The sequence below is a fragment of the Streptomonospora sp. PA3 genome (assembly GCF_009728995.1).
In the GTDB taxonomy this organism is placed as follows: Bacteria; Actinomycetota; Actinomycetes; order Streptosporangiales; family Streptosporangiaceae; genus Streptomonospora.
The window spans coordinates 386,174-412,067 of the sequence record NZ_VTZW01000016.1 but is presented as its reverse complement, the minus strand read 5'-3'; the positions used below and the strand labels follow the sequence as shown (position 1 = coordinate 412,067).

General features: G+C 69.7%; 25 protein-coding genes and 2 tRNA genes. 22 read left to right on the top strand and 5 right to left on the bottom strand.

Features of this window, described 5'->3' with window-relative positions; genetic code table 11:
- Window positions 1-21: 21 nt before the first annotated feature.
- Window positions 22-546 (bottom strand): flavoprotein, encoded by a 525-nt coding sequence (locus FZ103_RS18315; protein ID WP_156002800.1) that lies wholly within the window; start codon window positions 544-546, stop codon window positions 22-24.
- The gene (locus FZ103_RS18310) at window positions 543-1,967 is read right to left on the bottom strand and encodes a helix-turn-helix transcriptional regulator (RefSeq protein ID WP_156002799.1); all 1,425 of its coding nucleotides are present in this window, start codon (window positions 1,965-1,967) and stop codon (window positions 543-545) included. The genes FZ103_RS18315 and FZ103_RS18310 overlap by 4 nt, the downstream gene beginning before the upstream one ends.
- Before the next feature lie 289 nt (window positions 1,968-2,256).
- Here FZ103_RS18310 and FZ103_RS18305 point away from each other — a divergent pair, with 289 nt between their 5' ends.
- From FZ103_RS18305 to FZ103_RS18270, 8 genes are all read left to right on the top strand, one after another.
- On the top strand, window positions 2,257-2,547 hold the full coding sequence (locus FZ103_RS18305; RefSeq protein WP_156002798.1) for a hypothetical protein: 291 nt from the start codon (window positions 2,257-2,259) through the stop codon (window positions 2,545-2,547).
- A gap of 281 nt (window positions 2,548-2,828) precedes the next feature.
- Window positions 2,829-3,560, top strand: a complete 732-nt coding sequence (locus tag FZ103_RS18300; protein WP_186356486.1) for a GntR family transcriptional regulator — start codon at window positions 2,829-2,831, stop codon at window positions 3,558-3,560.
- Between the two features lie 121 nt (window positions 3,561-3,681).
- The gene (locus FZ103_RS18295; protein ID WP_156002986.1) at window positions 3,682-4,125 is read left to right on the top strand and encodes a plasmid replication, integration and excision activator; all 444 of its coding nucleotides are present in this window, start codon (window positions 3,682-3,684) and stop codon (window positions 4,123-4,125) included.
- Window positions 4,126-4,233: 108 nt separating this feature from the next.
- Window positions 4,234-4,485 (top strand): hypothetical protein, encoded by a 252-nt coding sequence (locus FZ103_RS18290; RefSeq protein ID WP_156002796.1) that lies wholly within the window; start codon window positions 4,234-4,236, stop codon window positions 4,483-4,485.
- Window positions 4,485-5,903, top strand: coding sequence for an FtsK/SpoIIIE domain-containing protein (locus FZ103_RS18285; protein WP_156002795.1), 1,419 nt, complete (start codon window positions 4,485-4,487; stop codon window positions 5,901-5,903). The genes FZ103_RS18290 and FZ103_RS18285 overlap by 1 nt, the downstream gene beginning before the upstream one ends.
- Window positions 5,903-7,582, top strand: coding sequence for a replication initiator (locus FZ103_RS18280; protein ID WP_156002794.1), 1,680 nt, complete (start codon window positions 5,903-5,905; stop codon window positions 7,580-7,582). Before FZ103_RS18285 ends, FZ103_RS18280 begins: the two co-directional genes overlap by 1 nt.
- Window positions 7,582-7,806: a helix-turn-helix domain-containing protein gene (locus FZ103_RS18275; protein WP_156002793.1), complete on the top strand. Its 225-nt coding sequence runs from the start codon at window positions 7,582-7,584 to the stop codon at window positions 7,804-7,806. Before FZ103_RS18280 ends, FZ103_RS18275 begins: the two co-directional genes overlap by 1 nt.
- A complete protein-coding gene (locus FZ103_RS18270) occupies window positions 7,806-9,008 on the top strand; it encodes a tyrosine-type recombinase/integrase (protein WP_156002792.1) in 1,203 nt (400 codons plus the stop codon). Before FZ103_RS18275 ends, FZ103_RS18270 begins: the two co-directional genes overlap by 1 nt.
- 115 nt (window positions 9,009-9,123) lie before the next feature.
- Here FZ103_RS18270 and FZ103_RS18265 read toward each other — a convergent pair.
- Window positions 9,124-9,194, bottom strand: a tRNA-Gly gene (locus tag FZ103_RS18265).
- 113 nt (window positions 9,195-9,307) lie between these two features.
- Between FZ103_RS18265 and FZ103_RS18260 the strand changes: the two genes are divergently transcribed.
- The 5 genes from FZ103_RS18260 to clpX all read left to right on the top strand — a co-directional run bounded on the left by FZ103_RS18260 (window position 9,308) and on the right by clpX (window position 14,290).
- Window positions 9,308-9,382: transfer RNA gene (locus tag FZ103_RS18260), tRNA-Pro, on the top strand.
- Between the two features lie 229 nt (window positions 9,383-9,611).
- A complete protein-coding gene (tig, locus tag FZ103_RS18255) occupies window positions 9,612-11,045 on the top strand; it encodes a trigger factor (protein WP_186356485.1) in 1,434 nt (477 codons plus the stop codon).
- 443 nt (window positions 11,046-11,488) lie between these two features.
- Window positions 11,489-12,052, top strand: a complete 564-nt coding sequence (locus FZ103_RS18250; protein ID WP_156002984.1) for an ATP-dependent Clp protease proteolytic subunit — start codon at window positions 11,489-11,491, stop codon at window positions 12,050-12,052.
- Window positions 12,053-12,099: 47 nt separating this feature from the next.
- Window positions 12,100-12,759 carry an ATP-dependent Clp protease proteolytic subunit gene (locus tag FZ103_RS18245; RefSeq protein ID WP_156002791.1) on the top strand — a complete coding sequence of 220 codons (660 nt, stop codon included), beginning with the start codon at window positions 12,100-12,102 and terminating at the stop codon, window positions 12,757-12,759.
- A gap of 250 nt (window positions 12,760-13,009) precedes the next feature.
- Window positions 13,010-14,290, top strand: coding sequence for an ATP-dependent Clp protease ATP-binding subunit ClpX (gene clpX, locus FZ103_RS18240; RefSeq protein WP_186356483.1), 1,281 nt, complete (start codon window positions 13,010-13,012; stop codon window positions 14,288-14,290).
- Window positions 14,291-14,392: 102 nt separating this feature from the next.
- Here clpX and FZ103_RS18235 read toward each other — a convergent pair whose 3' ends face one another.
- Together FZ103_RS18235 and FZ103_RS18230 are read right to left on the bottom strand one after the other, a co-directional pair.
- A complete protein-coding gene (locus FZ103_RS18235; protein WP_156002789.1) occupies window positions 14,393-14,554 on the bottom strand; it encodes a hypothetical protein in 162 nt (53 codons plus the stop codon).
- A 114-nt stretch (window positions 14,555-14,668) separates the two neighbouring features.
- Window positions 14,669-15,382, bottom strand: coding sequence for a DUF305 domain-containing protein (locus FZ103_RS18230; RefSeq protein WP_186356482.1), 714 nt, complete (start codon window positions 15,380-15,382; stop codon window positions 14,669-14,671).
- A gap of 338 nt (window positions 15,383-15,720) precedes the next feature.
- Here FZ103_RS18230 and FZ103_RS18225 point away from each other — a divergent pair, with 338 nt between their 5' ends.
- The 9 genes from FZ103_RS18225 to rodA all read left to right on the top strand — a co-directional run bounded on the left by FZ103_RS18225 (window position 15,721) and on the right by rodA (window position 25,840).
- Complete coding sequence (locus FZ103_RS18225) at window positions 15,721-17,142, top strand: LVIVD repeat-containing protein (protein WP_156002787.1); 1,422 nt, start codon at window positions 15,721-15,723, stop codon at window positions 17,140-17,142.
- A gap of 134 nt (window positions 17,143-17,276) precedes the next feature.
- Window positions 17,277-18,623 carry a folylpolyglutamate synthase/dihydrofolate synthase family protein gene (locus FZ103_RS18220; protein WP_186356481.1) on the top strand — a complete coding sequence of 449 codons (1,347 nt, stop codon included), beginning with the start codon at window positions 17,277-17,279 and terminating at the stop codon, window positions 18,621-18,623.
- Between the two features lie 2 nt (window positions 18,624-18,625).
- Window positions 18,626-18,991, top strand: coding sequence for a DUF4233 domain-containing protein (locus tag FZ103_RS18215; RefSeq protein WP_156002785.1), 366 nt, complete (start codon window positions 18,626-18,628; stop codon window positions 18,989-18,991).
- 218 nt (window positions 18,992-19,209) lie between these two features.
- Window positions 19,210-19,620: a nucleoside-diphosphate kinase gene (gene ndk, locus FZ103_RS18210; protein WP_186356480.1), complete on the top strand. Its 411-nt coding sequence runs from the start codon at window positions 19,210-19,212 to the stop codon at window positions 19,618-19,620.
- Between the two features lie 199 nt (window positions 19,621-19,819).
- On the top strand, window positions 19,820-20,854 hold the full coding sequence (locus tag FZ103_RS18205; RefSeq protein WP_156002783.1) for a rod shape-determining protein: 1,035 nt from the start codon (window positions 19,820-19,822) through the stop codon (window positions 20,852-20,854).
- Between the two features lies 1 nt (window position 20,855).
- The gene (gene mreC, locus FZ103_RS18200) at window positions 20,856-21,896 is read left to right on the top strand and encodes a rod shape-determining protein MreC (protein WP_156002781.1); all 1,041 of its coding nucleotides are present in this window, start codon (window positions 20,856-20,858) and stop codon (window positions 21,894-21,896) included.
- Window positions 21,893-22,438: a rod shape-determining protein MreD gene (gene mreD, locus FZ103_RS18195; protein WP_156002779.1), complete on the top strand. Its 546-nt coding sequence runs from the start codon at window positions 21,893-21,895 to the stop codon at window positions 22,436-22,438. Before mreC ends, mreD begins: the two co-directional genes overlap by 4 nt.
- Window positions 22,435-24,645: a penicillin-binding protein 2 gene (gene mrdA, locus FZ103_RS18190; protein WP_186356479.1), complete on the top strand. Its 2,211-nt coding sequence runs from the start codon at window positions 22,435-22,437 to the stop codon at window positions 24,643-24,645. Before mreD ends, mrdA begins: the two co-directional genes overlap by 4 nt.
- Before the next feature lie 22 nt (window positions 24,646-24,667).
- Window positions 24,668-25,840, top strand: coding sequence for a rod shape-determining protein RodA (gene rodA / locus FZ103_RS18185; protein ID WP_156002777.1), 1,173 nt, complete (start codon window positions 24,668-24,670; stop codon window positions 25,838-25,840).
- The last annotated feature ends 54 nt before the right edge of the window (window positions 25,841-25,894 follow it).

Sequence of the window (25,894 nt, the reverse complement as noted above, 5' to 3'; positions counted from 1 at the left end):
TGATCTTTCGTGGTCGGCAGGTCAAGAGACTCGCATTATTATTTCAAGCGCCGTGCTCCATGGAAACGAGTTCGGGTCCCCCTTGCCTTGCGGGTGAGGTGTCGATTCATTTATTTGGATGTATATTCCTTCTTCTTTGAGTGCGTGTATGCTGTTTTGAAGTGGCGTGCGAGAGAAATAGTTCCTATTGATATAAGGAAGGATGACTATTGGAAGTTGCGTCCCTGAAAGCTCACTGGCAATGTCTAGGGCATAGTTGTCTGAAATTCCAGTGGCTAGCTTATTTATCGTGTTGAACGTAGCTGGTGCGATAATGAGCGCGTCGGCCTTCGGGCTGCGTGGTGATCCGGGCGCGCGGTGGGCGCTGCGTACGGGGCGGCCGGTCTGCTTTTCCAAGGCGTTGGTGTCGATGAACGCGAGAGCAGCGGGTGTGGATATGAGCTGAACGGTCCAGCCACGTTCGTGAGCCATATCGACGAGTTTCCACACGTCTCCGGCAGGGCCGGCGGCGCAGACGATGATGTAGAGGACCTTTTTGTCGCTCATCGGGTGAGGCCAACTCTTTCCGCGAGGTCGGTGATGTTGCCGCGCAGGTGTCCGGTGGCGCGGGTGCCGATGTCGTTGATCAGGGTGTGTACGGCGGGGCGGGCGCTGAGTTCTTCGCTGGCCAGGTTCTCCGCCGTGACTAGTGCCTCGAATGCTCGATCGAGTTTGCCCCACTGGCTGTACGCGCGGGCCGCGTCTACGAACAAGGTGACCTTGCGTTCCGTCACGTCGATGTTGTCCAGGCGGATCTGCCGCGCGTGGTCGATCGCGCTTCCCGCATCTCCCATCTCGACGGCGGTGTTCACCCGGTGGAGGAGCACGTTGGTGGGGCCGAACGCCGTCCACTGGTAGTTGTGATCGCCGCCCAAGCGTCGGCCGGCCTCTTCCGCCTCGTCCAGGAGGGCGCGGGCCTGGCCACGGTTCTCGCGTTTGGCCGCCGCGACTGCTCCGCTCAGCAGCAAGGCGCCGTAGACCGACACGGAATCCGGTGTCGGCTCCTCGGCCGTGGCGTCCACGCGTTCGGCCATCGTGGTCGCCAGTTCGGTCGCCGCGCCGTAATGGCGGTCGGTCATCAGCGCTCGGGTGACGATTCGTGCGCTCGCTCCGAGGGTGGCCGGGTTTTCGCTGTTCTCGGCCGCCTGCATACTCCGGTCGGCCGCAAGCCAGGCCAACCCGCGCTCGTCGGACTTCAGCAGGACGCTGGCCGCCACGTGGTACGCCTCGGCCCTGAGCGAGTGCGCGGTGAGGAGGCTGTCACCGTCGAACAGCCGTGTCGCCGCGTCCAGCCGGTTCAGCAGTGCCGGCAGTCGTCGGGCGACTTCACCGTAGTGGCACGCCTGGTACCCGGTCTTGGCCGCGTGCACCGCCTTGGTGAGTGATGCGAGGTCGGGCGGGTGTGTCGGCTGGCCGGTCGCCGCTCCCGCATAGCGGGTAAGGGCGCTGGCGATGTCCTCCAACCCGATCGCGGGTCCGGTGGCCGCCTCGAACAGGGCCGCCCCGGTCAGTCCGACGAATTCGCGACGCTTCACGCTCTCCTCCTGCTGCCCATCTGGTTCCACGCTAGGCGGGGGAACGAGCGGGGCAGCGGCGGCGGTGGCGCTGCGGTGCTGGGTGAGGATGGTGAGGTCCAGCGGGGCCAGGCCGAACAGCATGCGCGCTGAGTCGGGCATGTTGAGCCCGTCGGCGATGCGCTCGATCACGTCAAGCGCCGTGATCTGCTTGCGTCCGTTCAGGATCTCGCTGACGCGACCCTGAGCTATGCCCGTCGCCGCCGCAAGGCGCGTCTGACTCGCGCCTCCGTACTGCTGAGCCAAGCGCAGCAACCCGGCGATGTCGCGCTCTTGCAGCAGTCTCCGCGTGTCCTCCCGGCTCCATGCCCATGCGGGGATGTCGATCGGATCAAGCGCTCGTCCGGGCGGCATCGCGGCCTCTCGATCACTCGCGTGGCTCGGCCACGGTCATTATCCCCAGTTGGGATAGCCGGTGTGGATGGGTTTACGTGACCGCAACCGGAATCGTGACCGCCATGGACGCGAAAGCGGGGACAACGTGCCACTCCTGCCGGGGCCTTGGCTGGCGCTGGGTGCGCTTCCGCCGGTGGATCCGGCCCGATGACATCGGACAACCGCACGACGGCCGCACCCGTGAAGCGTGCTGGCACTGCGGTGGGACCGGAGAGCCGGCCATCACGTCGCAGGAGGGGGCGGCGTGATGGCCTATCGCAACCTCGCCTATGAACTGGCCGTGCTGAACGGGCTTCGGGTCCGCTTGGAATGGCACGGCCTGGACGCCGTCCTCATCGAAAGTGTCACCGGGCTTCGGGTGAGCGTGCCCGGTACCGGTGAGGCCGTGTGGATCACCGCCGACAGCCGTGGCCGGGTACTCCTCTGGAACGGTGACTTCCTGCTCTCCTCGGCGTGGGCGTCCGCCGACGAGGCGCCGGAGATCGCGCGGACCGCTCGCGCTCACCTCCCGTCCGAGAAGGCGCGGACCCATGGGTGACCTCGCGGCAGAGATCGGACGCATACGAGACCTGATCGAACAGGAGCTGCGGCGCGAGTTCCCCACGTGCGACTTCTGCCAGTTGCCTCGGGGCTGGTGGGCCGCGTGGCACGGGGAGCTGCGTGTGATGGCGCCCAACGCCAAGGCACTGCGCCGGGAGCTGTCCGTCGTACTGCGGCAGCATCACTGTCCAGGAGAAAACCGCCTATAGGGCTGTCAACTACAGATTCAGTTGTTAACCTGAGTTGATAGAGCACCTGAGAACTATGGGACGGTACCGGATGGCAGCCAACGGCGGCGAGCGCAAGTATGAGCGAGTGGCGCGGACGCTGCGCGAACGCATCACCTCCGGTACCTACCAACCGGGGGACTCGCTTCCCTCCGAAGGGCGACTGGCGAGCGAGTTCGGCGTCTCTCGTCCGACCGTGATCAGCGCTCTCGACCTGCTCCGCGAAGAGGGCCTGATCTTCACGCAGACCGGATCCGGCTCCTACGTGCGGGGCAAGACGCCCAGGGCAGCCGAAGAGCGCGCGCGTCCGGGGCTCGAACTCCTTGAAGGCGCCGAGGACGCGCAGGCGGCGGAGCTGCTGCAAGCCGGGATCGTCGTCGCCCCTGAGCACGTGGCGAACCTGCTGGAGCTGGAGCGGCCGGCCAAGGCGTTCCTGCGGCAGTACGTCCTTCAGGAGGAGGACGGCCCCAACGAGCTGGTCTCGGCCTGGTTCCCGCTCGACCTGGCCGCCGGTACCCGCTTCAGTTCCCCGGATCCCTTGGGCTCCAGCATCCGCCGTCACCTGCTGGAGCGGAAGAAAGTCCGGATCGACCACGCGGTTGAGCGCATCATCGCGCGTCCTGCGTCACCGGACGAGGCATCGGCGCTGTCCGTTCAGACCGGCTCGCCGGTGCTGAACGTCGTGGTCACGGGCCACGACGCTGATGGTCGCGCGCTCCAGCTCATCGACGCCGTTCTTCCTGGTGACCGCCACGAGCTGCGCGACGTCTATCCGCTCGACTGATCCTGTCAGAATTTGCGCTGATTCGGAGTTGACCTATCAGGTTGGCGCGGCTACAGTCGCAGCATGACCTGATAGGTCAGGTTTTGTTTCAACGTATGTCTGATAGTTCATGAGGTGGATGATGGCGATTCAGGGTGCGCTGCCGGTGGAGTTCGGGACGGTGTTCCCGCACGGTGCCTACGCGCTCGGCGTGGAGCCGATTACCGACTTCGAGACCAAGCGTCCGCAGATGGACAAGAACACGGGGCTTCCGCTGTGGGCGGTGGATGTGATCGACGCCGATCCGGAAGCCAGGGGCAAGGCCAAGTCGGTGAAGGTCAAGGTGGCCGCCGAACACTGCCCGACGCTGCCTGACGAGGTGCCCGGCCTGCCCTTCCGGCCAATCGAGTTCGAGCAGATGTCGGTCATGCCCTACGTGGACGACTCCGGCCGCCGCCCGCGCGTGGCCTACTCGCTGCGCGCTCGGGGTGTGAAGACGCCCGGCGGCAACGGTGCGGCCTCGCGCAAGGCTCCCGCCGCTGCCGGTGCTGGTGCCGGTAGTTCCGGCGGCAAGGACGCGGGCTGAGAAGCCCGCTGAACGCAAGCGGGGCGGCCTGGTGCGCCAACACCTTCGGCCGCCCCTTCAACCCTCCTGCGAGACCTGCGAAATCTCTGGAAGAGGTGTGTCCCCAGTATGTCCGATCAACCTGCGCGGGTCAGCCTGCGCGAGATCACCGAGTTCATGGACGCCGTGCGCGCCCACCGCACCGCCGCCTTCAACACCGGGCAACCGCGCCCGGATGCGGCGCTGCTGGCCTGGAAGTCCTCCATCCTCGATCGCATCGCCGACCAGACCGCCGACGTCGAAACCCGCGCCGTCGCCGACGAGGCGCGCGCCGAGCTGGCCGCTCTGCGTTCGACCGTCGAGAACGGGGGTGATTTCTGATGCTGGGACGCAAGAGCGCCGGAGCGACGCAGGTGCAGCCGACCGCGCCGGTTCCGGCGCAGACGATTCGCTTCTCGACTCCGGTGGTCGAGACGCCGGGCATCGTCGTCGTGGCGGGCTTCCTTTGGCGTCTGGTGCGGCTCCTGGTCATGCTGCCGTTCCGCTTCCCCGTGGCCGTCGCGACCGTGGCGGCCTCTGCGCTGCTGGTGTACCTCGTCGGGTGGCTGGGGCTGGCCGTGGCCTGGACGGTCGCCGACGTGGCTCTGTTGGTCTGGTGGCGCCGGTGGCCTGAGTCGTTCAAGGCTCTGGTGGCGCGGCGGGTGCTGGCCGCGTGGCGGTGGCTGTGGGTCTACCGGCGGCACTGGCAACCCGTCCTGGTGGTCTCCGGGATGGCCGAGTCCTACCTGGAACGCCAGTACCTTCCGCAGGTTCGCGGCGTGACCTGCTCGGCCTGGGCCGATCGGGTGCGGGTGCGCCTGGTGGCCGGCACCGCCCCGGCCGACTTCGAGAACCGCGTGGCGGAGCTGGCGCACGGCTTCGGCGCTCCCTCATGCCGTGTGGAGGTGCGCGGACCGCGTGATGTGGTGCTGGAGCTTCCGCGCCGTGACACCCTGGCCGATCCGATCGGCGCGCTTCCGGTGCCTGAGGATACGGATCTGTCGGGGCTGCCGGTGGGCCGGTGCGAGGACGGCGAACTGTGGCGGCTGCGGCTGCACGGAACCCACGTGCTCACGGTCGGGGTGACCGGTGCGGGCAAGGGGTCGGTGCTGTGGTCGGCCATCCGCGCCATGACCCCGGCCATCCACGCGGGGATCGCGGAGGTGTGGGCGATCGATCCCAAGCGGATGGAACTGTCCTTCGGGCGCACCCTGTTCGCTCGGTATGCCGATGAGGCGGAAGACGCCGTGGAACTCCTCGAATCGGCGGTTGCGGCGATGCAGGAACGCGCCGAGCGCTACGCCGGACGCCAACGTGTCCACGTGCCCAGTACGCGGGATCCGTTCGTGATCGTGGTGCTTGATGAGGTGGCGTTCCTGACGGCCTACCACCCCGACCGCGACATCCGCCGGCGGGCGGAGAACGCGATAGCGACGCTGACCAGTCAGGGACGGTCGGTGGGGTTCTGTGTGCTGGCCGCGCTCCAAGACCCGCGCAAGGAGGTGCTGAACCTGCGCAACCTCTTTCCCGACAAGGTGGCCCTCCGTCTGGACGAGGCATCGCAGGTGGACATGGTGCTCGGAGAAGGCGCGCGCGATCGGGGCGCCAACGCGCACCTGATCGACCCCGACCTTCCCGGTGTGGCCTTCGTGAAGCTGGAGGGCTCGCCGGTGCCCGTGCGGGTGCGGGCCGCGTTCGTCTCCGATGCCGACATCGACCACATGGCCGCTGAACCGGCCGCTGCGGGGGTGGGCGACTGATGCCGACCCCGACCGGTAAGAGCACGCGCGCCGAGCGGCAGGCGCAACCGCTGGCGCGTGAGGTGGCCGAGCAGATCGCGGCCGGCAAGGGCGTCTGCATCCGGCCCGTCTCCCTGCGCCGCACCGACATCGCGACCGGACAGACCGAGATCGTTGACGTCCCGTGCAACTCCACGTTGGAGTCCCGGTGCCCGGCGTGTGCCAAGCGCAAGCGCTCCATACGCCGCACGCAGTGTGAAGAGGGTTGGCACCTGGCCGAGGAACCGACCGTGACGCCGGAGGAGCCGTCCGATACTCAGCGGGCGTGGGTGGAGCGCCGCGCCGTGGTCACCGCTCAGCGTGACGCGCTGGTGGAGGCAGGCGAGGCCGATCCCGGCGAGGTGGCCGCGCTGGATCAGGCCATCGCCGATTTGGACGCCGAGATCACCGCGTCCGGGCTGCGCGGGTCGGTCTCGCGCGGCTCTTCCTCGTCTGGCTCGTCGCGGCGGGTGCGCTCGACCAAGCGGCGCCAGGACGCGCCGGACCTGCCCAAGCGGCAGATGGCCAAGACCACTGTGGGCCGTACCTATGAGGATCCGGTGACCGGCACGGTCTTCCGGCCTTCGCTGTTCGTCACGCTGACCTGCGACACCTACGGACGGGTGCGCGCGGACGGGACGCCGGTGGATCCCTCGACGTATGACTACCGTCGGGCGGCTCGGGACGCGCTGCACTTCTCCAAGCTGGTGGATCGCTTCGTGCAGAACCTGCGGCGCGTGGCGGGCTTCGATGTGCAGTACTTCGCCACCGTCGAACCGCAACGCAGGTTGGCGCCGCACCTGCACATGGCGACGAGGGGCACGATTCCGCGTGCGGAGCTGCGCCAGATCGCGGCGGCCACCTATCACCAGGTGTGGTGGCCCAGGGCTGACGAGGCCGTGTATACGGGGGAGTCCCTGCCGGTCTTCGACGAGGCGACCGGGAACTACGTGGATCCGGCCACGGGTGAGGTGCTACCCACCTGGGATGAGGCGCTGGACGCGCTCGACGCCGATCCGGACGCCGAGCCGATGCACGTGGTGCGCTTCGGTCCTCAGGTCGACGCAAAAGGCGTGGTAGCCGGCACTGAGGATGCCGACCGGTGCGTCCGGTACCTGGCGAAGTACCTGACCAAGGACATCGCCGACTGCCACGAGGTCACCACCGACGCCCATCAGCGCCACGTTGACCGGCTCGTGGAAGCGCTGCGGTTCGAACCGTGCTCGCCGCGCTGCGCGAACTGGCTCCGCTATGGCGTGCAACCGGACGGGGCAAAGGCGGGTATGCGTCCTGGCTTCTGCCGCTCCAAAGCACACCGGCGCGAACACCTCGGCTACGCCGGACGGCGCGTCCTGGTCTCGCGCAAGTGGTCGGGCAAGACCGTGGCCGACCACAAGGCGGACCGGCTGCGCTGGGTCCTCGACGCCTTGGGCGTGGATCCCGACGCCGACCCCGACGAGGGCCAGGGCGACGGCGCCGCTCCCGCGCTCTCCTCGGTCTCCTCCGGGGACTACGCCTGGGAGCTGGCGCGCCCGACCGATCCCGACGTGCCTCCGCGCGAACACCGCCTACTGCGCGCGGTCGGCGAAGCGCTCAAACGCCGCGCCCAGCTCGACCACGCACGGGAAACCGATCTTTCGGCAACGGGGAAGGCGGCGTGATGGCCGGTAAGAGTTCTCGTCCCTCGGGTCGGCTGCTGACCGTGGCGCAGGCGGCCGAACGGCTCAACACCAGTGAGCGCTACCCGCGCCGCCTGATCGAGGAGCGGCGCATCACCTTCGTCAAGCTCGGCCGCCACGTCCGCATCCCGGAATCGGCGCTGGACGAGTTCATCGCGGCCGGAGTCGTGGAGCCGGTCAAGCTCGGGCTGAGGAGGGCCGCGTAATGGCGGGAGGTAAGAAGCGGTCTTTCGGCAACGTGCGCCAACTGGCGTCGGGGCGGTTCCAGGCGCGCTACCGGGGGCCGGACGGCCGTCTCCGGAACGCGTCGATGACGTTCGCGACCAAGAAGGCGGCCGAGCGCTGGCTGACGCTCAAGGAGGCCGAGATCGTCCAAGGCGAGTGGTTCGACCCCGACGCCGGGTCCGTCCGCTTCGCCGAGTACGCCGGGCAGTGGGTGGAGGAACGGGACCTGGCGCCGCGCTCGGCGGACCTCTACCGGAGTCTCCTCCGCCTGCACCTGAATCCGACTTTCGGGGGCATGCTGGTGAAGGACATCAAGGAGTCGCACGTCCGCGCGTGGCGGTCCTCGCGCCGCAAGTCCAAGGTGGGAACGTCCACCGTGGCCAAGGCGTACCGGCTCCTGCGGGCCGTCATGAACACGGCCGTCCGGGACAAGCTGATCCGTGGGAACCCGTGCCAGCTTGAGGGCGCGGGACAGGAGGAGAGTGAGGAGCGCCCGGCGCTGTCCGTGGCCGAGGTGTACAAGCTCGCCGACGCCGTTCCGCCGCGCTATCGGGCGCTCGTGCTCCTGGCGGCCTTCGGCAGTCTGCGCTGGGGTGAGGCGGTCGGGCTCCGCCGGCGGTTCCTCGACCTCGATGCGCGCACGGTCACCGTGCGTGAGGTCGCCTACGAACTCGGGGGAGTGCGGTTCGGGCCGCCCAAGTCCAAGGCGAGCCGCCGCACGGTGCAACTGCCCGGCCTGATCGCCGACGATCTCCGGGCGCACCTGGACGCCTTCGCCAACCCCGGACCGGACGGTCTGGTGTTTGTGGGGGAGCGGGGCAACCCTCTCCGCCGCGCAAACTTCTCGCAGTACTGGCAGCGGGCACGGGCCTCCACGGGGCTGTCGGGCGTGCGCTTCCACGATCTTCGGCACGCGGGCAACACCTTCGCCGCCGAAGCGGGGGCGTCGCTGCGGGAGCTGATGACCCGGATGGGCCACTCCAGTACGCGGGCGGCGCTGATCTACCTGCACGCACGCGACGACCGTGCCCGCGAGTTGGCGGACAGCCTCGGCGAGCGGGCCGCGCGCGAACTGGCCGCCTCGACCGAGTCCGAAGATCGATCGGACGAGGTTCCCGACGAGGCGGACGAGGACGGTCCGGACTCCCAGTCCTCCGACGGCTCCGGCGGTCCCGACCGCTGAGGAGGGCCGTCCGCCGCTGTGGCACGTGTGTGGCACGGTGACCGCGCACGCGCCCTCTACGACCGAGGGCCAGGTCCGCCGGTTCTCCCGGCTGACCTGGCCCTTCGGCTGTCAGAGCGGGCGACGGGAATCGAACCCGCATGGCCAGCTTGGAAGGCTGGAGTTCTGCCATTGAACTACGCCCGCGTGGCGCCAGTGCCCCGGAGTTTCCTCTAGACTCTTGGGGCCGACGGAGACCAGACTACAGTCTTCGCAGCGCGGGTTGTGCCAACTTTTCGCGGGCACCGGCGCGAGGTTCACGGGGAGTAGCGCAGCTTGGTTAGCGCGCATGCTTTGGGAGCATGAGGCCGCGGGTTCGAATCCCGCCTCCCCGACGAGAAGACTCGTGGTGCCGGGGCGTGTGCCGCGGGCGCCGTGAGGGCCCCTCTGACTGCCCTAGACTTGGCACGATCAGCAGGAAAACGTCAAAAGCCAGTCTCAGGCCCCACAGCTCGGTGTCACAGCCTGCGCCGGCCCGCCGGTTCGCCAGTCCGGTGGCCGGGGAGTGCGCCCTGCGTGCCGGGTCGTCCCGGAAAACCGCCGGAAACCTAGGAGTACCGCCCCGTGAAGACCGATGTCGAGGAGCTCAGCCCGACCCGGGTCAAGCTGACCATCGAGGTTCCGTTCGAGGAACTTGAGCATGCCTTCGACGTGACCTACAAGTCGCTCGCCAAGCAGGTGCGCATCAAGGGCTTCCGCCCCGGCAAGGCCCCCGCTCGGCTGATCGATCGGCACGTCGGGCGCGGAGCGGTGATCAGCGAAGCGGTGAACCACGCCGTTCCCGAGCTGTACAACGAGGCCATCCAGAAGGAGGAGATCTTCGCGCTCGGCCAGCCCGACGTGGAGGTCACCAAGCTGGAGGACAACGAGGAGCTCGCCTTCACGGCCGAGGTCGACGTCCGGCCCAAGTTCGAGGTGCCCGACTACGAGGGCATGCAGGTCACCGTCGACGACGCCGAGGCCACCGAGGACCAGGTCGAGGAGCAGGTGAACAACCTGCGCGAGCGGTTCTCGACGCTCGTCGGCGCCGACCGGCCGGTCCAGCAGGGCGACCACGTCTCCATCGACCTCTCCGCCGCCATCGACGGCGAGCCGCTGGAGGACGTGCAGACCAGCGGGCTCTCCTACGAGGTGGGCACCAACACCATCCTCGAAGGCCTCGACGACACCCTTGAGGGCATGTCCGAGGGCGAGTCGGCCACCTTCGCCACAAAGCTGGTGGGCGGCGAATACGAGGGCCGCGACGCCGACGTCACCGTCACGGTGCACAGCGTCAAGGTCAAGGAGCTGCCCGAGCTCGACGACGAGTTCGCGCAGATGGCCAGCGAGTTCGACACCATGGAGGAGCTGCGCGCCGACGTCCGTTCGCGCATGGCGCAGGTCCGCCGGCTCCAGCAGCTCAACCAGGCCCGCGACCGCGCGCTGGAGAAGCTGGTCGAGTCCGTCGACATCCCGCTGCCCGACTCCGTGGTCGAGGAGGAGCTGGACCGCCGCCGCCAGAGCCTTGAGCAGCAGCTCTCCCAGAGCGGGCTGACCAAGGAGTCCTACCTGGAGTCCCAGGGCCAGAGCGAGGAGGAGTTCGAGGAGGAGCTCAAGCAGGGCGCCACCTCCGCGGTCAAGGCGGGCTTCATCCTGGACCAGATCGCGATGGAGGAGGAGCTCTCCGCCGACAACAACGAGCTGAGCCAGTACGTCATGGAGCAGGCTCAGCGCATGGGGGTCTCGCCCGACCAGCTCGCCCAGCACCTCGTCGAGTCCAACCAGATCCGGGTGGCCTACACCGAGGTCGTGCGCGCCAAGGCGCTCGACCTGGTGATGGAGAAGGCCGAGATCACCGACGAGTCGGGCAACGTGGTCGAGCAGGAGAAGGCCGAGGAGGCGGGAGCCGGCGAGGCCGCGGACGCCGAGGAGGCCGCCGCCGAGGGCGCCGAGGAGCTGGAGACCGCGGACGCCGGCCCCGAGGTGCGCGACACCGGCGACGAAGCGGAGCGCCGCTAGCGCGACCGCCCGGCGGCCGCCCTGTGCGGAGGCGGTGGGCGGGCAGCGCCCGACCGTCTCCCGCCGCGCCCCTCAACGGAGACGCCGGGCTGCTCCCGCCGCCCCGACGGAGGCGCTGCGCGTCGCAGCGCCCGCCCGTCTCCCACCGCCACCCCAACGGAGACGCTGCGCGTCGTACGTAGTGTTTCCTCTAAGCGAGCCCCGCGCCGTCCCCCCGGGTCGGCGCGGGGCTCGTTGGCTAAGTGCAGAACCGCCAGGCAGGCGCCGCGGCACCTGCGCTCAAAGCGAACAGGCTCCTCATACGTGCGAGTCGGGCCGCTGCGGGCGTTAGTGTCGCAGGCGTCGCAACCGTTTCGAGTCCGGAGCAGGTGACGAGAGTGCCGCCGACCTTCAATGAGTTCCAGGGAATCGACGCCCGTACGCCCGAGTCGCCTATTCCCTCGATGTACGAGCAGACGTCGCAGCGCCTGCTGCGTCAGCGCATCGTCTTCCTCGGCCAGCAGGTCGACGACGAGATCGCCAACCGCATCGTGGGCGAGCTGCTGCTGCTGTCCGCCGAGGACCGCCAGCGCGACATCACCCTCTACATCAACTCCCCCGGCGGTTCGGTGACCGCCGGCATGGCCATCTACGACGTCATGCAGTACATCCCCAACGACGTCCGCACCGTGGGGATGGGGATGGCGGCGTCCATGGGCCAGCTGCTGCTGTGCGCCGGCGCGCAGGGCAAGCGCTACGCGCTGCCGCACACCCGGGTCATGATGCACCAGCCCTCCGGGGGGATCGGGGGCACGGCCTCCGACATCCGCATCCTGGCCGACCAGCTGCTGTACGTGAAGCGGATGTTCTTCGAGCGCGTCTCGCTGCACACCGGCCAGGCCCAGGAGCAGATCGAGAAGGACGCCGACCGCGACCGCTGGTTCACCGCGCAGGAGTCCAAGGAGTACGGCTTCATCGACGAGGTGCTTGAAGGCACCCCCGACGTGACCGGCGGCCAGTCCGGCTGATCGGCGACCCCATCCGTGTGGACAGGTGCACTGTGGAAGGCCAGAACATGACCGAGTACAACCCCAGCCCCTACGGCGGCGGCATGGCGCCCGCGAGCCCGCAGAGCCGCTACATCCTGCCCTCCTACGTCGAGCGCACGTCGTACGGCGTCAAGGAGATGAACCCCTACAACAAGCTCTTCGAGGAGCGGATCATCTTCGTGGGGGTGCAGATCGACGACGTCTCCGCGAACGACATCATGGCGCAGCTCATCACGCTTGAGCAGATCGACGCCGACCGCGACATCCAGATGTACATCAACTCCCCGGGCGGCTCGTTCACGTCGCTGATGGCCATCTACGACACGATGCAGTTCGTGCGGCCCGACATCCAGACGGTGTGCATCGGTCAGGCGGCCTCGGCCGCCGCCGTGCTGCTCGCCGGAGGGACCAAGGGCAAGCGCGGCTGCCTGCCCAACGCCCGGGTGCTGATCCACCAGCCGGCGGCCGAGGGCGCCTACGGCCAGGCCAGCGACATCGAGATCCAGGCGAACGAGATCATGCGCATCCGCGAGCAGATGGAGGTCACGCTCGCCAAGCACACGGGCCAGCCCCAGGAGCAGATCTCCCGCGACATCGAGCGCGACAAGATCCTCACCGCCGAAGGCGCCAAGGAGTACGGGATGGTCGACTACGTCCTCCCGTACCGCAAGACGTCCATGAAGTAGGGGCGGGCCGGGCAAGCGAGCGTCGGAGGCGGGCCGGCCGCCACACGCCGTGGGACCGGAGTGTGGTGATGCCGGTCCGCAACTTCGCTTAGTCTCGGAGGAACGACGCACAGATCGCCCCGCCCATCGTTCATCCGAAGGGCATATCCTGCAGAAGCGGTAGCTTGCTCGAACCGAGGCACGTCATCCGCTTCCGCGGCGCCGCCGGGTGGCCGATGACGGGGTGGCCTACGTTTTAAGGAGTGGCTGGGTGGCACGCATCGGCGACGGTGGAGACCTGCTGAAGTGCTCGTTCTGCGGAAAGAGCCAGAAGCAGGTGAAGAAGCTCATTGCCGGCCCCGGCGTCTACATCTGCGATGAGTGCATCGATCTGTGCAACGAGATCATCGAGGAGGAGCTCGCCGACTCCACCGAGCTGAAGTGGGACAGCCTGCCCAAGCCGCGGGAGATCTACGAGTTCCTCGACTCCTACGTGATCGGCCAGGAGCAGGCGAAGAAGGCGCTTTCGGTCGCGGTCTACAACCACTACAAGCGCGTGCAGTCCGAGGGCGACCGCCCGCGCGAGGAGGATGTGGAGATCGCCAAGTCCAACATCCTGCTCTTGGGCCCCACCGGGTCCGGCAAGACGCTGCTCGCCCAGACCCTGGCCAAGATCCTCAACGTCCCCTTCGCCATCGCCGACGCCACCGCGCTCACCGAGGCCGGCTACGTCGGCGAGGACGTCGAGAACATCCTGCTCAAGCTGATCCAGGCCGCCGACTACGACGTCAAGAAGGCCGAGACCGGCATCATCTACATCGACGAGGTCGACAAGGTCGCCCGCAAGAGCGAGAACCCCTCGATCACCCGCGACGTCTCCGGCGAGGGCGTGCAGCAGGCGCTGCTGAAGATACTGGAGGGCACCACCGCGAGCGTGCCGCCCCAGGGCGGCCGCAAGCACCCCCACCAGGAGTTCATCCAGATCGACACCACCAACGTGCTGTTCATCTGCGGCGGCGCTTTCGCCGGGCTGGAGAAGATCATCGAGTCCCGGGTGGGCAAGCAGGGCATGGGCTTCAACGCCGTCCTGCGGCCCTCGCCCACCAGCGGTGAGGACGCCTCCGACCAGTTCACCGACGTCATGCCCGAGGACCTGCTCAAGTTCGGGATGATCCCGGAGTTCGTGGGCCGGCTCCCGGTCATCACCAGCGTGCACAACCTGGACCGCCAGGCGCTGATCCGCATCCTCACCGAGCCGCGCAACGCCCTGGTCAAGCAGTACCAGCGGCTGTTCGAGCTCGACAACGTCGAGCTGGAGTTCAGCGACGACGCGCTCGACGCCATCGCCGAGCAGGGCATCATCCGCGGCACCGGGGCGCGGGGCCTGCGCGCCATCATCGAGGAGGTGCTGCTCTCGGTGATGTACGAGGTGCCCAGCCGCGAGGACGTCGGCCAGGTGATCATCACCCGCGAGGCCGTTCTGGAGCACGTGAACCCGACCATCGTGCCGCGCACGAAGCGGGGACCCGAGCGCGAGGAGAAGAGCGCTTAACACTCGGGGCGCACCAACGCCCACAGGCGAGAGCGGGCGGGTTCCCCGAGGGGAGCCCGCCCGCCGTCGTGTCGTGCGGAGTCGGCCGCAGGGCCGCCCGGCTCACGGTGCGGCGCCGGACGGCTCTGCGGGCGGCGCCTCCTGCCAGCCCTCGACGGGCTCCTCCAGCGCGTCCACCAACATGACGAACCAGACGCCGGCGGCCACGACCGCCACCAGCACCAGCGCCGCGCACCCCAGCGCGACCCCCTTGATCCAGCCCACGCAGCCCCAGCCCCCATCGGTGTGCGTCCGTGCGATCGTGCAGGGTGGGACGCGGCGCCGGGCGGCCCCGGTTCCCCCCGGTCGGGCGATGCGCGCCTCGGGCGCGCGGGGACCTCAGCCGTCGAGGATGCCGTCCATGCGGTTGATGTCGGCGGTCTGCTCGGCGATGACGTCGTTGGCCATGCGCAGCACCACCGGGTGCTTGCCGTCCTCCGTGGCCTTCTCGGCCATGGTGATCGCGCCCTTGTGGTGGGCGGTCATCAGCTCGACGAACATCCGGTCGAACTCCGCGCCCTCGGCCGCCCGCAGTTCGTCGAGCTGCTTCTGGCTGGCCATGCCGGGCATGTCGGAGTGGTCGAGGTCCACCGGGCAGTCGCCGGCGTCCGCGCCGCCGGATCCGTGGCCGTGCCCGCCGTCGGGCCCCTGGGCGCAGAACCCGGCGTGGTTGGGGTTCTCCTCGGCCGGGCCGTAGACGTTCTGCTCCAGCCACGCCTCCATCGCCTCGATCTCGGGCCCCTGGGCCGCGGCGATGCGGTCGGCGATCTTCTTGATGTCGCCGTCCTTCGCCCGCTTCTCGACCATGTCGGTCATCACCAGCGCCTGGCCGTGGTGCTCGATCATCATCAGCATGTACTCGACGTCGGCCTTGTTGTGCTCCAGCCCTGCCACAGCGGCGTCGATCTGCTCCTGCGAGGCCGGCGAGGGCGATCCTCCGGGTGAGCCGGGCGCCAGAACGGGCGGGCCGTCGGCGGACTGGTCGCCGCCGGTGCAGGCCGTCAGGCCGGTGAGGACGAGGGCGGCTGCGGCAGCCGCGACCCTGTGCCGCACGTGGGCTCCTTCCGCAGGGGGACGGAAGCGGCCGGGCGGGCCGCCTTCCAGCACTGTCTACTCAGCCCGGCCGCGTTTTGTCCAGTATCGGGCCGCGTGCCCGAACGGATGCGCAGTGTAAGCGCATGCGCTCGGCAGACGCCGTCCGACACCCCGGTCCGTCGGCATTTTGCCAGGTGAGAAGCGAATTCGGCGCCGAACTTGGCGTGTTGTGCAATGAAAAGCGCCGTTGGTACCCGAATGTTGAGCTTGGGTTTCGTTGTGGCGCCACCCTGTACAAGGCAGTCCTCACTAGGTATTTTGCTCATCATTCGGGATGGATCCGATTAGGAGGCCGTATGTCGACATCCCCCTGGCCGCTTCGTTCTCGGCGCGGCCGGCTACGCAAGGCCGGCGTCGCGCTCGCCGGCGCCGCGGCACTGGTCGCGGTTGCCGCGTTCGCACCGGCCGCAAGCGCCGATTCCCCCTCTGCCGACGTCACCACCAGCGAAAATGTCGTCCATCTGGCGAATCTTCCCAAGGAAGGTCCGTTCGCCTCCTACGGCGCCTTCAATTCCGACCTCGCATTCACCGGCGACTACGCCATCGACGGCAACTACAACGGCTTCATGATCTACGACATCTCCAATCCGGAGTCGCCGCAGGTCGTGAGCCAGGTGCTGTGCCAGGGCGGCCAGGGCGACGTGTCGGTGAGCGGCGACCTGCTCTACTTCTCGGTGGACTATCCGCGGGCCGGGCAGGACTGCGGCGCCCCCGCCAGCGACCCCTCCGACGCCAACGCCTTCGAGGGCGTGCGCGTCTTCGACATCTCCGACAAGTCCGCGCCGGAGTACGTCGCCGCGGTGCCCACCGACTGCGGCTCCCACACCCACACCCTGGTTCCCGGCGAGGGGGACAAGGACTACGTCTACGTCTCCTCCTACTCGCCGTCGGAGGACTACCCCAACTGCCAGCCGCCGCATGACAAGATCTCGGTCATCGAGATCGACAAGGACGACCCGGCCTCGGCCGCGGTGGTCAGCGAGCCGGTGCTCTTCCCCGACGGCGGCAACGAGGACCAGGACGGCCTGCTGCTGCCCACCACCGGCTGCCACGACATCACCGTGCTGCCGCACAAGGACATCGCCGCGGGCGCGTGCATGGGCGACGGCGTCATCATGGACATCAGCGACCCCGTCCAGCCGAAGGTCACCGAGCGGGTCACCGACGAGAACTTCGCGTTCTACCACTCGGCCACCTTCAGCAACACCGCCAAGACGGTGATCTTCACCGACGAGCTCGGCGGGGGCGGCGCCGCCACCTGCAACGAGGAGGTCGGCCCCAGCCGCGGCGCCGACGCGGTCTACAGCCTCAAGGGCAAGAAGAACCCCGAGCTGGTGTTCGAGAGCTACTTCAAGCTCCCGCGCCACCAGGGCGACACGGAGAACTGCGTCGCCCACAACGGCTCGCTGATCCCGGTGCCGGGCAAGGACTACTTCGTGCAGTCCTGGTATCAGGGCGGGGTCTCCATCATCGACTTCAACGACCCCGAGAACCCGCGCGAGATCGGCTACTTCGACCGCGGCCCGCTCAGCGACGAGGAGCTCCGCATCGGCGGCTCGTGGTCGGCCTACTACTACAACGGCCACGTCTACTCCTCCGACATCCAGCGGGGCTTCGACGTGCTGAAGCTGGAGGACCCGCGGCTGAAGAAGGCCGAGAAGGTCACCTACGACCAGTTCAACCCGCAAACCCAGCCGCGCTACCGGCCGGGCGCCTGACGCTCGCCAGAACGCACAAGCGCACGCGGCCCGCCGCCCCGCCGGGGCGGCGGGCCGCCGCGCTGGGGGCACCGGCAGGGCGCGGGAATGAGTAGGGTGGTCGGTGTGTGCACCCTAGAACCACCGGTCGCGCCGTGAGTGAGGCCGGCATCCGCGAGCAGTACAACCGGGTCGTCGCCGAGATCACGGCTCGCCGGGTCGAGACCGACATCGACCCCTCGACCGAGCGGATCCGCGCGCTGATGGACCTGCTGGGCGAGCCGCAGCGCAACTACCGGGTCATCCACATCACGGGCACCAACGGCAAGACCTCCACCGCCCGGATGATCGACGCGCTGCTTCGCGAGCGCCACTTGCGCGTGGGCCGCTACACCAGCCCCCACCTGCGCACCATGCGCGAGCGCGTCGTCATCGACGGCGAACCGGTCTCCGAGGAGCGCTTCGTCGAGGCCTACAACGACATCCGGCCCTACGTGGAGCTGGTCGACTCCTCCCACGACGTCCCGCTGTCGTTCTTCGAGGTGCTGACCGGCATGGCCTACGCCCTCTTCGCCGACACCCCGGTCGACGTCGCGGTCGTCGAGGTGGGCATGGGCGGCACCTGGGACGCCACCAACGTGGTCGACGCCGACGTCGCGGTGGTCACCCCCATCGCCGTCGACCACACCGATTTCCTGCCCGACACCGTCGAAGGCATCGCCGAGGAGAAGGCGGGCATCATCAAGCCCGACACCATCGCCGTGCTCGCCCAGCAGCCGCTGGACGCCGCCGAGGTGCTGATGCGCCACGTCTCCGAGATCGGGGCGCAGGTCGCGCGCGAGGGCCTGGAGTTCGGCGTGGCCCAGCGCGGCATCGCGGTAGGCGGGCAGCAGATCTCCCTCAAGGGCCTGCGCGGCGGCTACGAGGGCCTGTTCCTGCCCATGTTCGGCGCCCACCAGGCCGGCAACGCCGCCGTCGCGGTGGCGGCGGTCGAGGCCTTCGCCGGGCCGGGGGAGGGCGAGGACCGCATCGATCCCGAGCTGATCGCCCAGGCGCTGGCCGCGGTCGAGTCGCCCGGGCGCCTGGAGATCCTGCGCACCACGCCCACGGTGCTGGTGGACGCCGCGCACAACCCGGCCGGGATGGCCGCGGTGGCCGAGGCCGTGCAGGAGGAGTTCGGCTTCATCCGGCTCGTCGGGATCCTGGCGATCATGGCCGACAAGGACGTCGAGGGCATCCTGGAGCCGCTGGAGCCCCTGCTCTCCGAGGTCGTCGTCACCCGCAACTCCTCGCCGCGCAGCCTGGCGCCCCAGGAGCTCTACGACGCCGCGGAGCCGGTCTTCGGCTCCGAGCGCGTGCACGTGGCCGAGCGCCTCGACGACGCCATCGACACCGCCGTCGCCCTGGCCGAGTATGAGGGCGAGCCCAGCGGTACGGGTGTGCTCATCACCGGCTCGGTCGTCACCGCAGGCGACGCCCGCCACCTCATCGGGGGGGAGTGAGCATGCGCAGGATGTGCGCGACGGTGCTCGTGCTGGAGTTCGTCGTCATCGGGCTCGCGGTGCCGGTGGCCATCCAGATCGCCGGCATCCCGCCGGCGGTGGCCGGCGGCGTGTGGGGCGGCCTGGCCGCGCTCGCGCTGGTGCTGTCGGCACTGCAGCGGTTCCGCTGGGCCTACTTCGGCGGCTGGGCGCTGCAGGCGGCGTTCGTGGCCACCGGGTTCCTCGTGCCGGGGCTGGCGTTTTTGGGCGTGCTCTTCCTCGTGCTGTGGGCGGCGGGCGTGCTGCTGGGGCGGCGCACCGACGCCCGCGACGCGGCCGAGGCCCGCGCCGAGGCCCGACAGGAGCGGCCCGAGGCGGGGCAAGTCTAGAGCGATCGGGCCGCTGAACGCCGGCGGCCCGTGTCTCCGGCCGCATCCGGCCGGGTGCGCTGTGTGTGCCTCCTGCGTAACGGCACCGGCCAGGCAATGGACGCGATAAGGTTGCGACGGCCAGGGGCGGCCGCCGCGCCGCGTGCCGGGCGCAGCCCAGTGTCGGCCCGGTCCACCCTCTCTATCCCTTGCACCGACTGCCGAGGAGTGACACCACCGTGGAGCGGACCCTTGTTCTGATCAAGCCCGACGGCGTGCGGCGCAGCATCATCGGCGAGATCGTCTCCCGCATCGAGCGCCGGGGTCTGCGGATCGTCGCGATGGACCTGCGCACGCTGGACACCGACACCGCCAAGACCCACTACGAGGAGCACGCCGAGCGGCCGTTCTTCGACTCGCTGGTCGAGTTCATCACCGGGGGGCCGCTGGTGGCCATGGTCGTCGAGGGCGAGCGCGCCGTCGAGGCCTTCCGCGCCCTGGCCGGCGCCACCGACCCCATCGCCGCCGGCCCCGGCACCATCCGCGGCGACTTCGCGCTGGAGGTGCAGCAGAACATCGTGCACGGCTCGGACTCCACCTACTCCGCCGAGCGCGAGATCAAGCTGTTCTTCCCCGATCTGGCGGCCTGAGCGACGCCCCTTCCTCTCCGCGCCGGGCTGTGCCCGGCGCTTTTTGGTTTGCGACCACCCGATTCGACCGGAGTGTTTGCGTAGTCGTCCGGTTGCTCAGCGTTACGATACGGGTACTGGATCCACATCCGTACAGGAACGATTCCGTATTGACCGCCCCGTGGGGGCCTCACCCGTTTGGTGCCGCTGAGGACGCTTCATGACCAATAACCTCGCCTTCCTGGGCCGCGATATGGCGGTCGACCTCGGGACAGCCAATACCCTCGTCTACGTGCGCGGTCGCGGGATCGTGCTCAACGAACCCTCCGTCGTGGCACTCAACTCCTCCACGGGCAAGATCGTCGCGGTGGGTATCGAGGCCAAGCAGATGATCGGGCGCACGCCCAGCAACATCACCGCGATACGGCCGCTCAAGGACGGCGTCATCGCCGACTTCGAGATCACCGAGCGCATGCTGCGCTACTTCATCCAGAAGATCCACCGCCGCCGCCACTTCGCCAAGCCGCGCATCGTCGTCGCCGTTCCCAGCGGCATCACCTCGGTCGAGCACCGGGCGGTCAAGGAGGCCGGTTACCAGGCCGGAGCGCGGCGCGTCTACATCATCGAGGAGCCGATGGCCGCGGCCATCGGCGCGGGGCTGCCCGTCCACGAGCCCACCGGCAACATGGTCGTCGACATCGGCGGCGGCACCACCGAGGTCGCGGTCATCTCCATGGGCGGCATCGTCACCTCCCAGTCCATCCGGGTGGGCGGCGACGAACTCGACCAGTCGATCATGACCTTCGCCAAGAAGGAGTACTCGCTGATGATCGGCGAGCGCACCGCCGAGGAGCTCAAGGTCGCCATCGGCTCGGCGTTTCCGACCGGAGGCGAGGAGCTGCACGCCGAAGTGCGCGGGCGCGACCTGGTCAGCGGGCTGCCCAAGACCGTGGTCATGTCGGCCGCCGATGTGCGCCAGGCCATCGAGGAGCCGGTCACCGCCATCGTCGACGCGGTCCGCACCACGCTCGACAAGTGCCCGCCCGAGCTCTCCGGCGACGTCATGGACCGCGGCGTCGCGGTCACGGGCGGCGGGGCGCTGCTGGCCGGGCTCGACGGCCGGCTCCGCCACGAGACGGGGATGCCCATCCACGTCGCGGAGAACGCCCTGGACTCCGTGGCCGTGGGCTCGGGCACGTGCGTGGAGAACTACGAGCGGCTCAGCCAGGTCCTCGTCCCCGAGCGGCGGCGCTGACATGCGGCGCGACGGTTCCCGTTCCCGGCTGGTCGTGGGGATCCTCGCCGCCGTCTCGCTCGTGCTGGTCGTGCTGGACTCCCGCGAGGGGGCCAACCCCGTCACCAGCGCCGCGCGCAACGCCGGAGAGGTCGCCTTCCGCCCGGTGTCGGCCGGCGTGTCGGTGGCGGGTGCGCCCTTCAGCAGCGCTTATGCGACGCTGACGACCGCACACGGCGCCCGCGAGCGCATCGACGCCCTGGAGCAGCGCAACGATGAGCTGCGGAACCGCCTGCACGCCCGGCAGCGCGACGCCGATCGGGCCGGGCGGCTGCGCGACCTGCTGCAGCTGGCCGGGATGGGCGGCTACGAGATCGTGCCCGCCCAGGCGGTCACCCGGGTGACCGCCCGCGGATTCTCCGACACCGTCACCCTCGACGTCGGTCGCGACGACGGCGTCCGACCGGACATGACCGTCGTCAACGGCGACGGCCTGGTGGGCCGGGTCGTCCAGGCCGGGCCGTCCACCGCCACCGTCATGCTGGTGACCGACCCCGCATCGGCGGTGGGGGCGCGGCTGGAGGACTCCCAGGAGATCGGCGTGGCCGAGGGCGCCTCGGCCGGCATCGGCGACGGCAAGCCGCTGCGCTTCGAACTGATGAGCGCCGATGCGCGGATGAAGGCGGGTCAGCGCCTGGTCACCCTGGGTTCCCATCAGGGGGCTCCGTTCGTCCCCGGAGTGCCCATCGGAACCGTCACCGCCGTCGACGACGCGCCGGGCCGCCTGACCCGCACCGGCAAGGCCGAGCCCGCCGTCGACTTCGGCTCACTGGACGTCGTGGGGGTCATCGTGGCCGGACCGCAAGGTGACCCCCGCGACTCCCTCCTGCCCGATCCGCCGCGCGACGCACCGGGCTCGGAGGACACCGAGGACGCGCCCGACGAGCAGCCCCCCGAGACTCCCGGGAACGGCGGGAACGGCGAGCAGGATCCCGACGGAGGCGGCAGCGGCGACGCATCGGCGGAGGCCGCCGACGGCGCCGACCAGGAAGGCGGACGATGAAGGCGACGCTCTCGGCCCTGCTGGTCCTCGCTGCGGTCCTCGTGCAGACCGCGGTGCTCAACCGGCTGCCCCTGCCCTGGGGCATCGCCCCCGATCTGGTGCTGCTCACCGTCGTGGCGATCGCGCTGTGGTCCACGCCGGCCGCCGCGGCCGTCACCGGGTTCGCCGCCGGGCTGGCGGTCGACGTGCTGCCCCCGGCCGACCACGAGATCGGCCGCACCGCCCTGCTGCTGTGCCTGGCGGGCTACCTGCTCGCCTCCATCCGCGACGCCGACATGCGCTGGGGGCTGGGCCCCTACCTGGCCGCGGCCGCAACCGCGCTGGGCGTGCCGGCGGCGTTCCTGCTCATCGGCCTGGTCCTGGGCGACACCCGCGCCGCGCTGCCGGCCGCGTTGTGGCCGGTGCTGGGCGGCGCCGCCCTGACCCTGCTGGTGAGCCCGGCGGTGCTGGGACCCCTGGTGCCCCTGGTGCGTCGGTTCTCCGGCGACACCCGCACCGACATGCCCGCGCCCTGGATCACCGCGAAGGGATGGGGGAGATGATCCGACTCCGCAGGCGGAGGCTGCTGAGCGGCCGGCGCCATCGGAGCGCCTATGCGAGCACCGGCCCGACCCGGCCGCGCGCGGTGCGCCGCAGCGGCATGCTCGCGGTCCAGCTGCTGGTCCTGGCGCTGTTCGCCGCGCTCGCCGGCCGCATGTGGTACATGCAGGTGCCCCAGGCCGAGCACTACCGCGAGTTGGCGCTGGCCAGCCACACCCAGAAGCTCATCGTGCCCGCCCTGCGCGGCCGCATCCTGGACTCCAGCGGCGAACCGCTGGTGAGCAACCGCACCGAGCTGACCATCACCGCCGACTACCACGCCCTGCTCGACCAGGACGACGACGGCGCCGCCGTGCTGCGCAAGGTCGCCGAGCTGATCGACCGGCCCTTCGAGAAGCTGCGCAGCCGGGTGCGCCTGTGCGGCCCCGAGACCGGGCGACCCTGCTGGCAGGGCTCGCCCTACCAGCCCATCCCGCTGGCCGAGGACATCCCGCCGCGGGTCGCCCTGCAGATCATGGAGCGCAAAAGCGAGTTCCCCGGGATCTCCGCCCAGCAGATGGCCGTGCGCGAGTACCCCCACGACGACCTGGCGGCGCAGCTGCTGGGCTACCTCCAGCCCATCACCCAGGAGGAGTTCGAGGCCCGCGAGGACCTGCGCGCCGAGTTCAGCGGCGTCGACCGGGTCGGCCGCGACGGCCTGGAGGCCGTCTACGACGATCGGCTGCGCGGCGACTCCGGCGAGCGGATCCTGTCCGTATCCGCCCAGGGCGACGTGCGCGGCGTCCTCTCCCGCAAGCCGCCCGAGCCGGGGATGCACCTGGTCACCAGCATCGACACCGAGGTCCAGCAGATCGCTCAGGACGCGCTGCGCGGCGCCGTGGAACAGGCCAAGCAGCAGGGCAAGCCGGTGGAGTCCGGATCGGCGGTGGTGCTGGACGTGCGCACCGGAAACGTGATCGCCATGGCCAGCCTGCCCACCTACAACCCCGAGGTGTGGAACGGCGGCATCGACGCCGAGACCTACCACAAGCTGCTCAGCGAGGACGCCGGAGAACCGCTCATCTCGCGCGCGCTGCAGGGCCAGTACCCGCCGGGGTCGACGTTCAAGCCCACCACCCTGGCCGCCGCGGTCAAGAACGGCGCGCAGCTCAACGGCTCCTACAGCTGCCCCGGCTCCATCGGCCTGGCCGGGCGCTCCTGGCAGAACTTCGAGGGCGGCGGGTACGGCACCATCAGCCTGCACAAGGCCATCGTGGTCTCCTGCAACACCGTCTTCTACAAGCTCGGCTACGACATGTACCGCCAGCACCGCGGCTCCGCCAAGGACGGCTCCCGCGACCCGGTCTCGAAGATGGCCCACGGATTCGGCTTCGGCGAGCCCACCGGCATCGACCTGCCGCACGAGTCCAGCGGGCGCGTCCCCGACCGCCAGTGGAAGAAGAGCTACTGGAAGCAGACCCGCGACTACAGCTGCAAGATGGCCGAGAAGGGCTACTCCGACGTCGCCGAGGAGGACCCCGGCCACGCCGCCTACCTGGAGCGCCTGGCCCGCGAGCACTGCCTCGACGGCGACCGCTGGCGCGGCGGCGACGCCATCAACCGCGCCATCGGGCAGGGCGACATGCTGGTCACCCCGCTGCAGCTGGCCCGCGCCTACGCCGCCATCGCCAACGGCGGAACCGTATACGAGCCCCGCGTCGCCCGCGGGTTCCTCTCGCCCGACGGCAAGCGGGTCGAGAAGGTCGAACCGGTGGTGGCCGGGAAGCTGCCCATCGACGACCGCACCCTGGACTACATCAAGCGCGCCCTGACGCAGGTGCCCAAGGAGGGCACCGCCGCCGGCGCCTTCGACGGGTTCCCGCAGGACAAGGTCTCCGTCGCCGGCAAGACCGGAACGGCCACCATGCAGAACCGCGAGGACTCGGCCTGGTTCGCCTCCTACGCCCCGGCCGACGACCCGCGGTTCGCGGTGGTGGCGATGATCCCGCAGGCCGGCACCGGCGGCGCCGCTGCGGCGCCGGTCGTCCGCAAGATCTACGAGGGCATCTACGGCTTCTCCGGCAAGGACAGCGGCGGCCGGGCCGCCGGCGAGGAGAACGGCGAGGGCGGCGCGGAGCCGGCCGAACCGGCCCTGCCCGGGGGCCAACCGCCCACGGCGCTGCCGAGCGTCCGCGAGGACGGCTCGATCGCGCCGCCCGACGACCACTGACGAGGACCGCTGGCGGTAGCCGATGACCACCATTCCCAGCCCGCACCCGCCGAGCCTGGCCGACCGCGCCGGACGGCTGGTCGCCTCGGCGGCGCCGCGCCGGTTCGACTGGCCGATGCTGCTGGCCGTCGCCGCGCTGTCGCTGATCGGCGTCCTGCTGGTCGCGTCGGCGACCTACGACCCCGCCGACCCGGCCCGAGCCCTCGGCCACGTCGAGCGCCACCTGATGCACCTGCTCCTGGGCGCGGTCGCGCTGCTGGCGGTGGCGGCCGTGGACTACCGCGTCTCCCGCGCCTACGCCCCGTTCGTCTACCTCGCCGCCGTGGTGGGGCTGGCCCTGGTGCTGACGCCGCTGGGCGAGACCATCAACGGCTCGCGCTCCTGGCTCGTCCTCGGCGGCCTGCAGATGCAGCCCGGCGAGTTGGCCAAGCTCGGGATGGTCCTGGCGGTGGCGATGCTGCTGGGCGAGCCCCGCGACGGCGAGTTCGCGCCCACCACCCGCGACGTGCTCGTGAGCCTCGCGGTACTGGGGGCGCCGCTGGGCCTGATCCTCGCCCAGCCCGACCTGGGCACCGCCATGGTGCTCGCCGGCACCTACCTGGGCATGCTCGCCCTGTCCGGGGCGCCCGTGCGGTGGGTGGCCGGGCTGGTCGGCTGCGGGCTGCTCAGCGCCTTCTGCGTGTGGTGGTTCGGGCTGCTCAAGGACTACCAGCTGGACCGGTTCACCACGTTCATGAACCCCAGCGCGGATCCGCGCGGCACCGGATACAACGCCAACCAGTCCATGATCGCCGTGGGTTCGGGCGGGCTCAACGGGACCGGGCTGTTCCAGGGCGAGCACACCCGCGGGCGGTTCGTGCCCGAGCAGCACACCGACTTCGTCTTCACCGTGGCCGGAGAGGAACTGGGCTTCGTGGGCGGCGCGGTCGTCATCGGGCTGATCGCCTTCGTGCTGTGGCGGATCCTGCGTGTGGCGGGCAACTGCGAGGATCCCTACGCCCGCATGCTCTGCATCGGGGCGGCCACCTGGCTGGGGTTCCAGAGCTTCATCAACATCGGCATGACACTGGGCGTGGCACCGATCACCGGCATCCCGCTGCCGTTCGTCTCCTACGGCGGCACCGCGGCGGTGGCCAACCTCGCCGTGCTCGGGCTGGTGCTCAACGTGCGCGCCCGCGAGCGCCGGTCCGGCTGAAGCGCCCGGCGCCGGGCGGCCGGACCGTCCGCGGACCGGGCCCGCCCGACACGG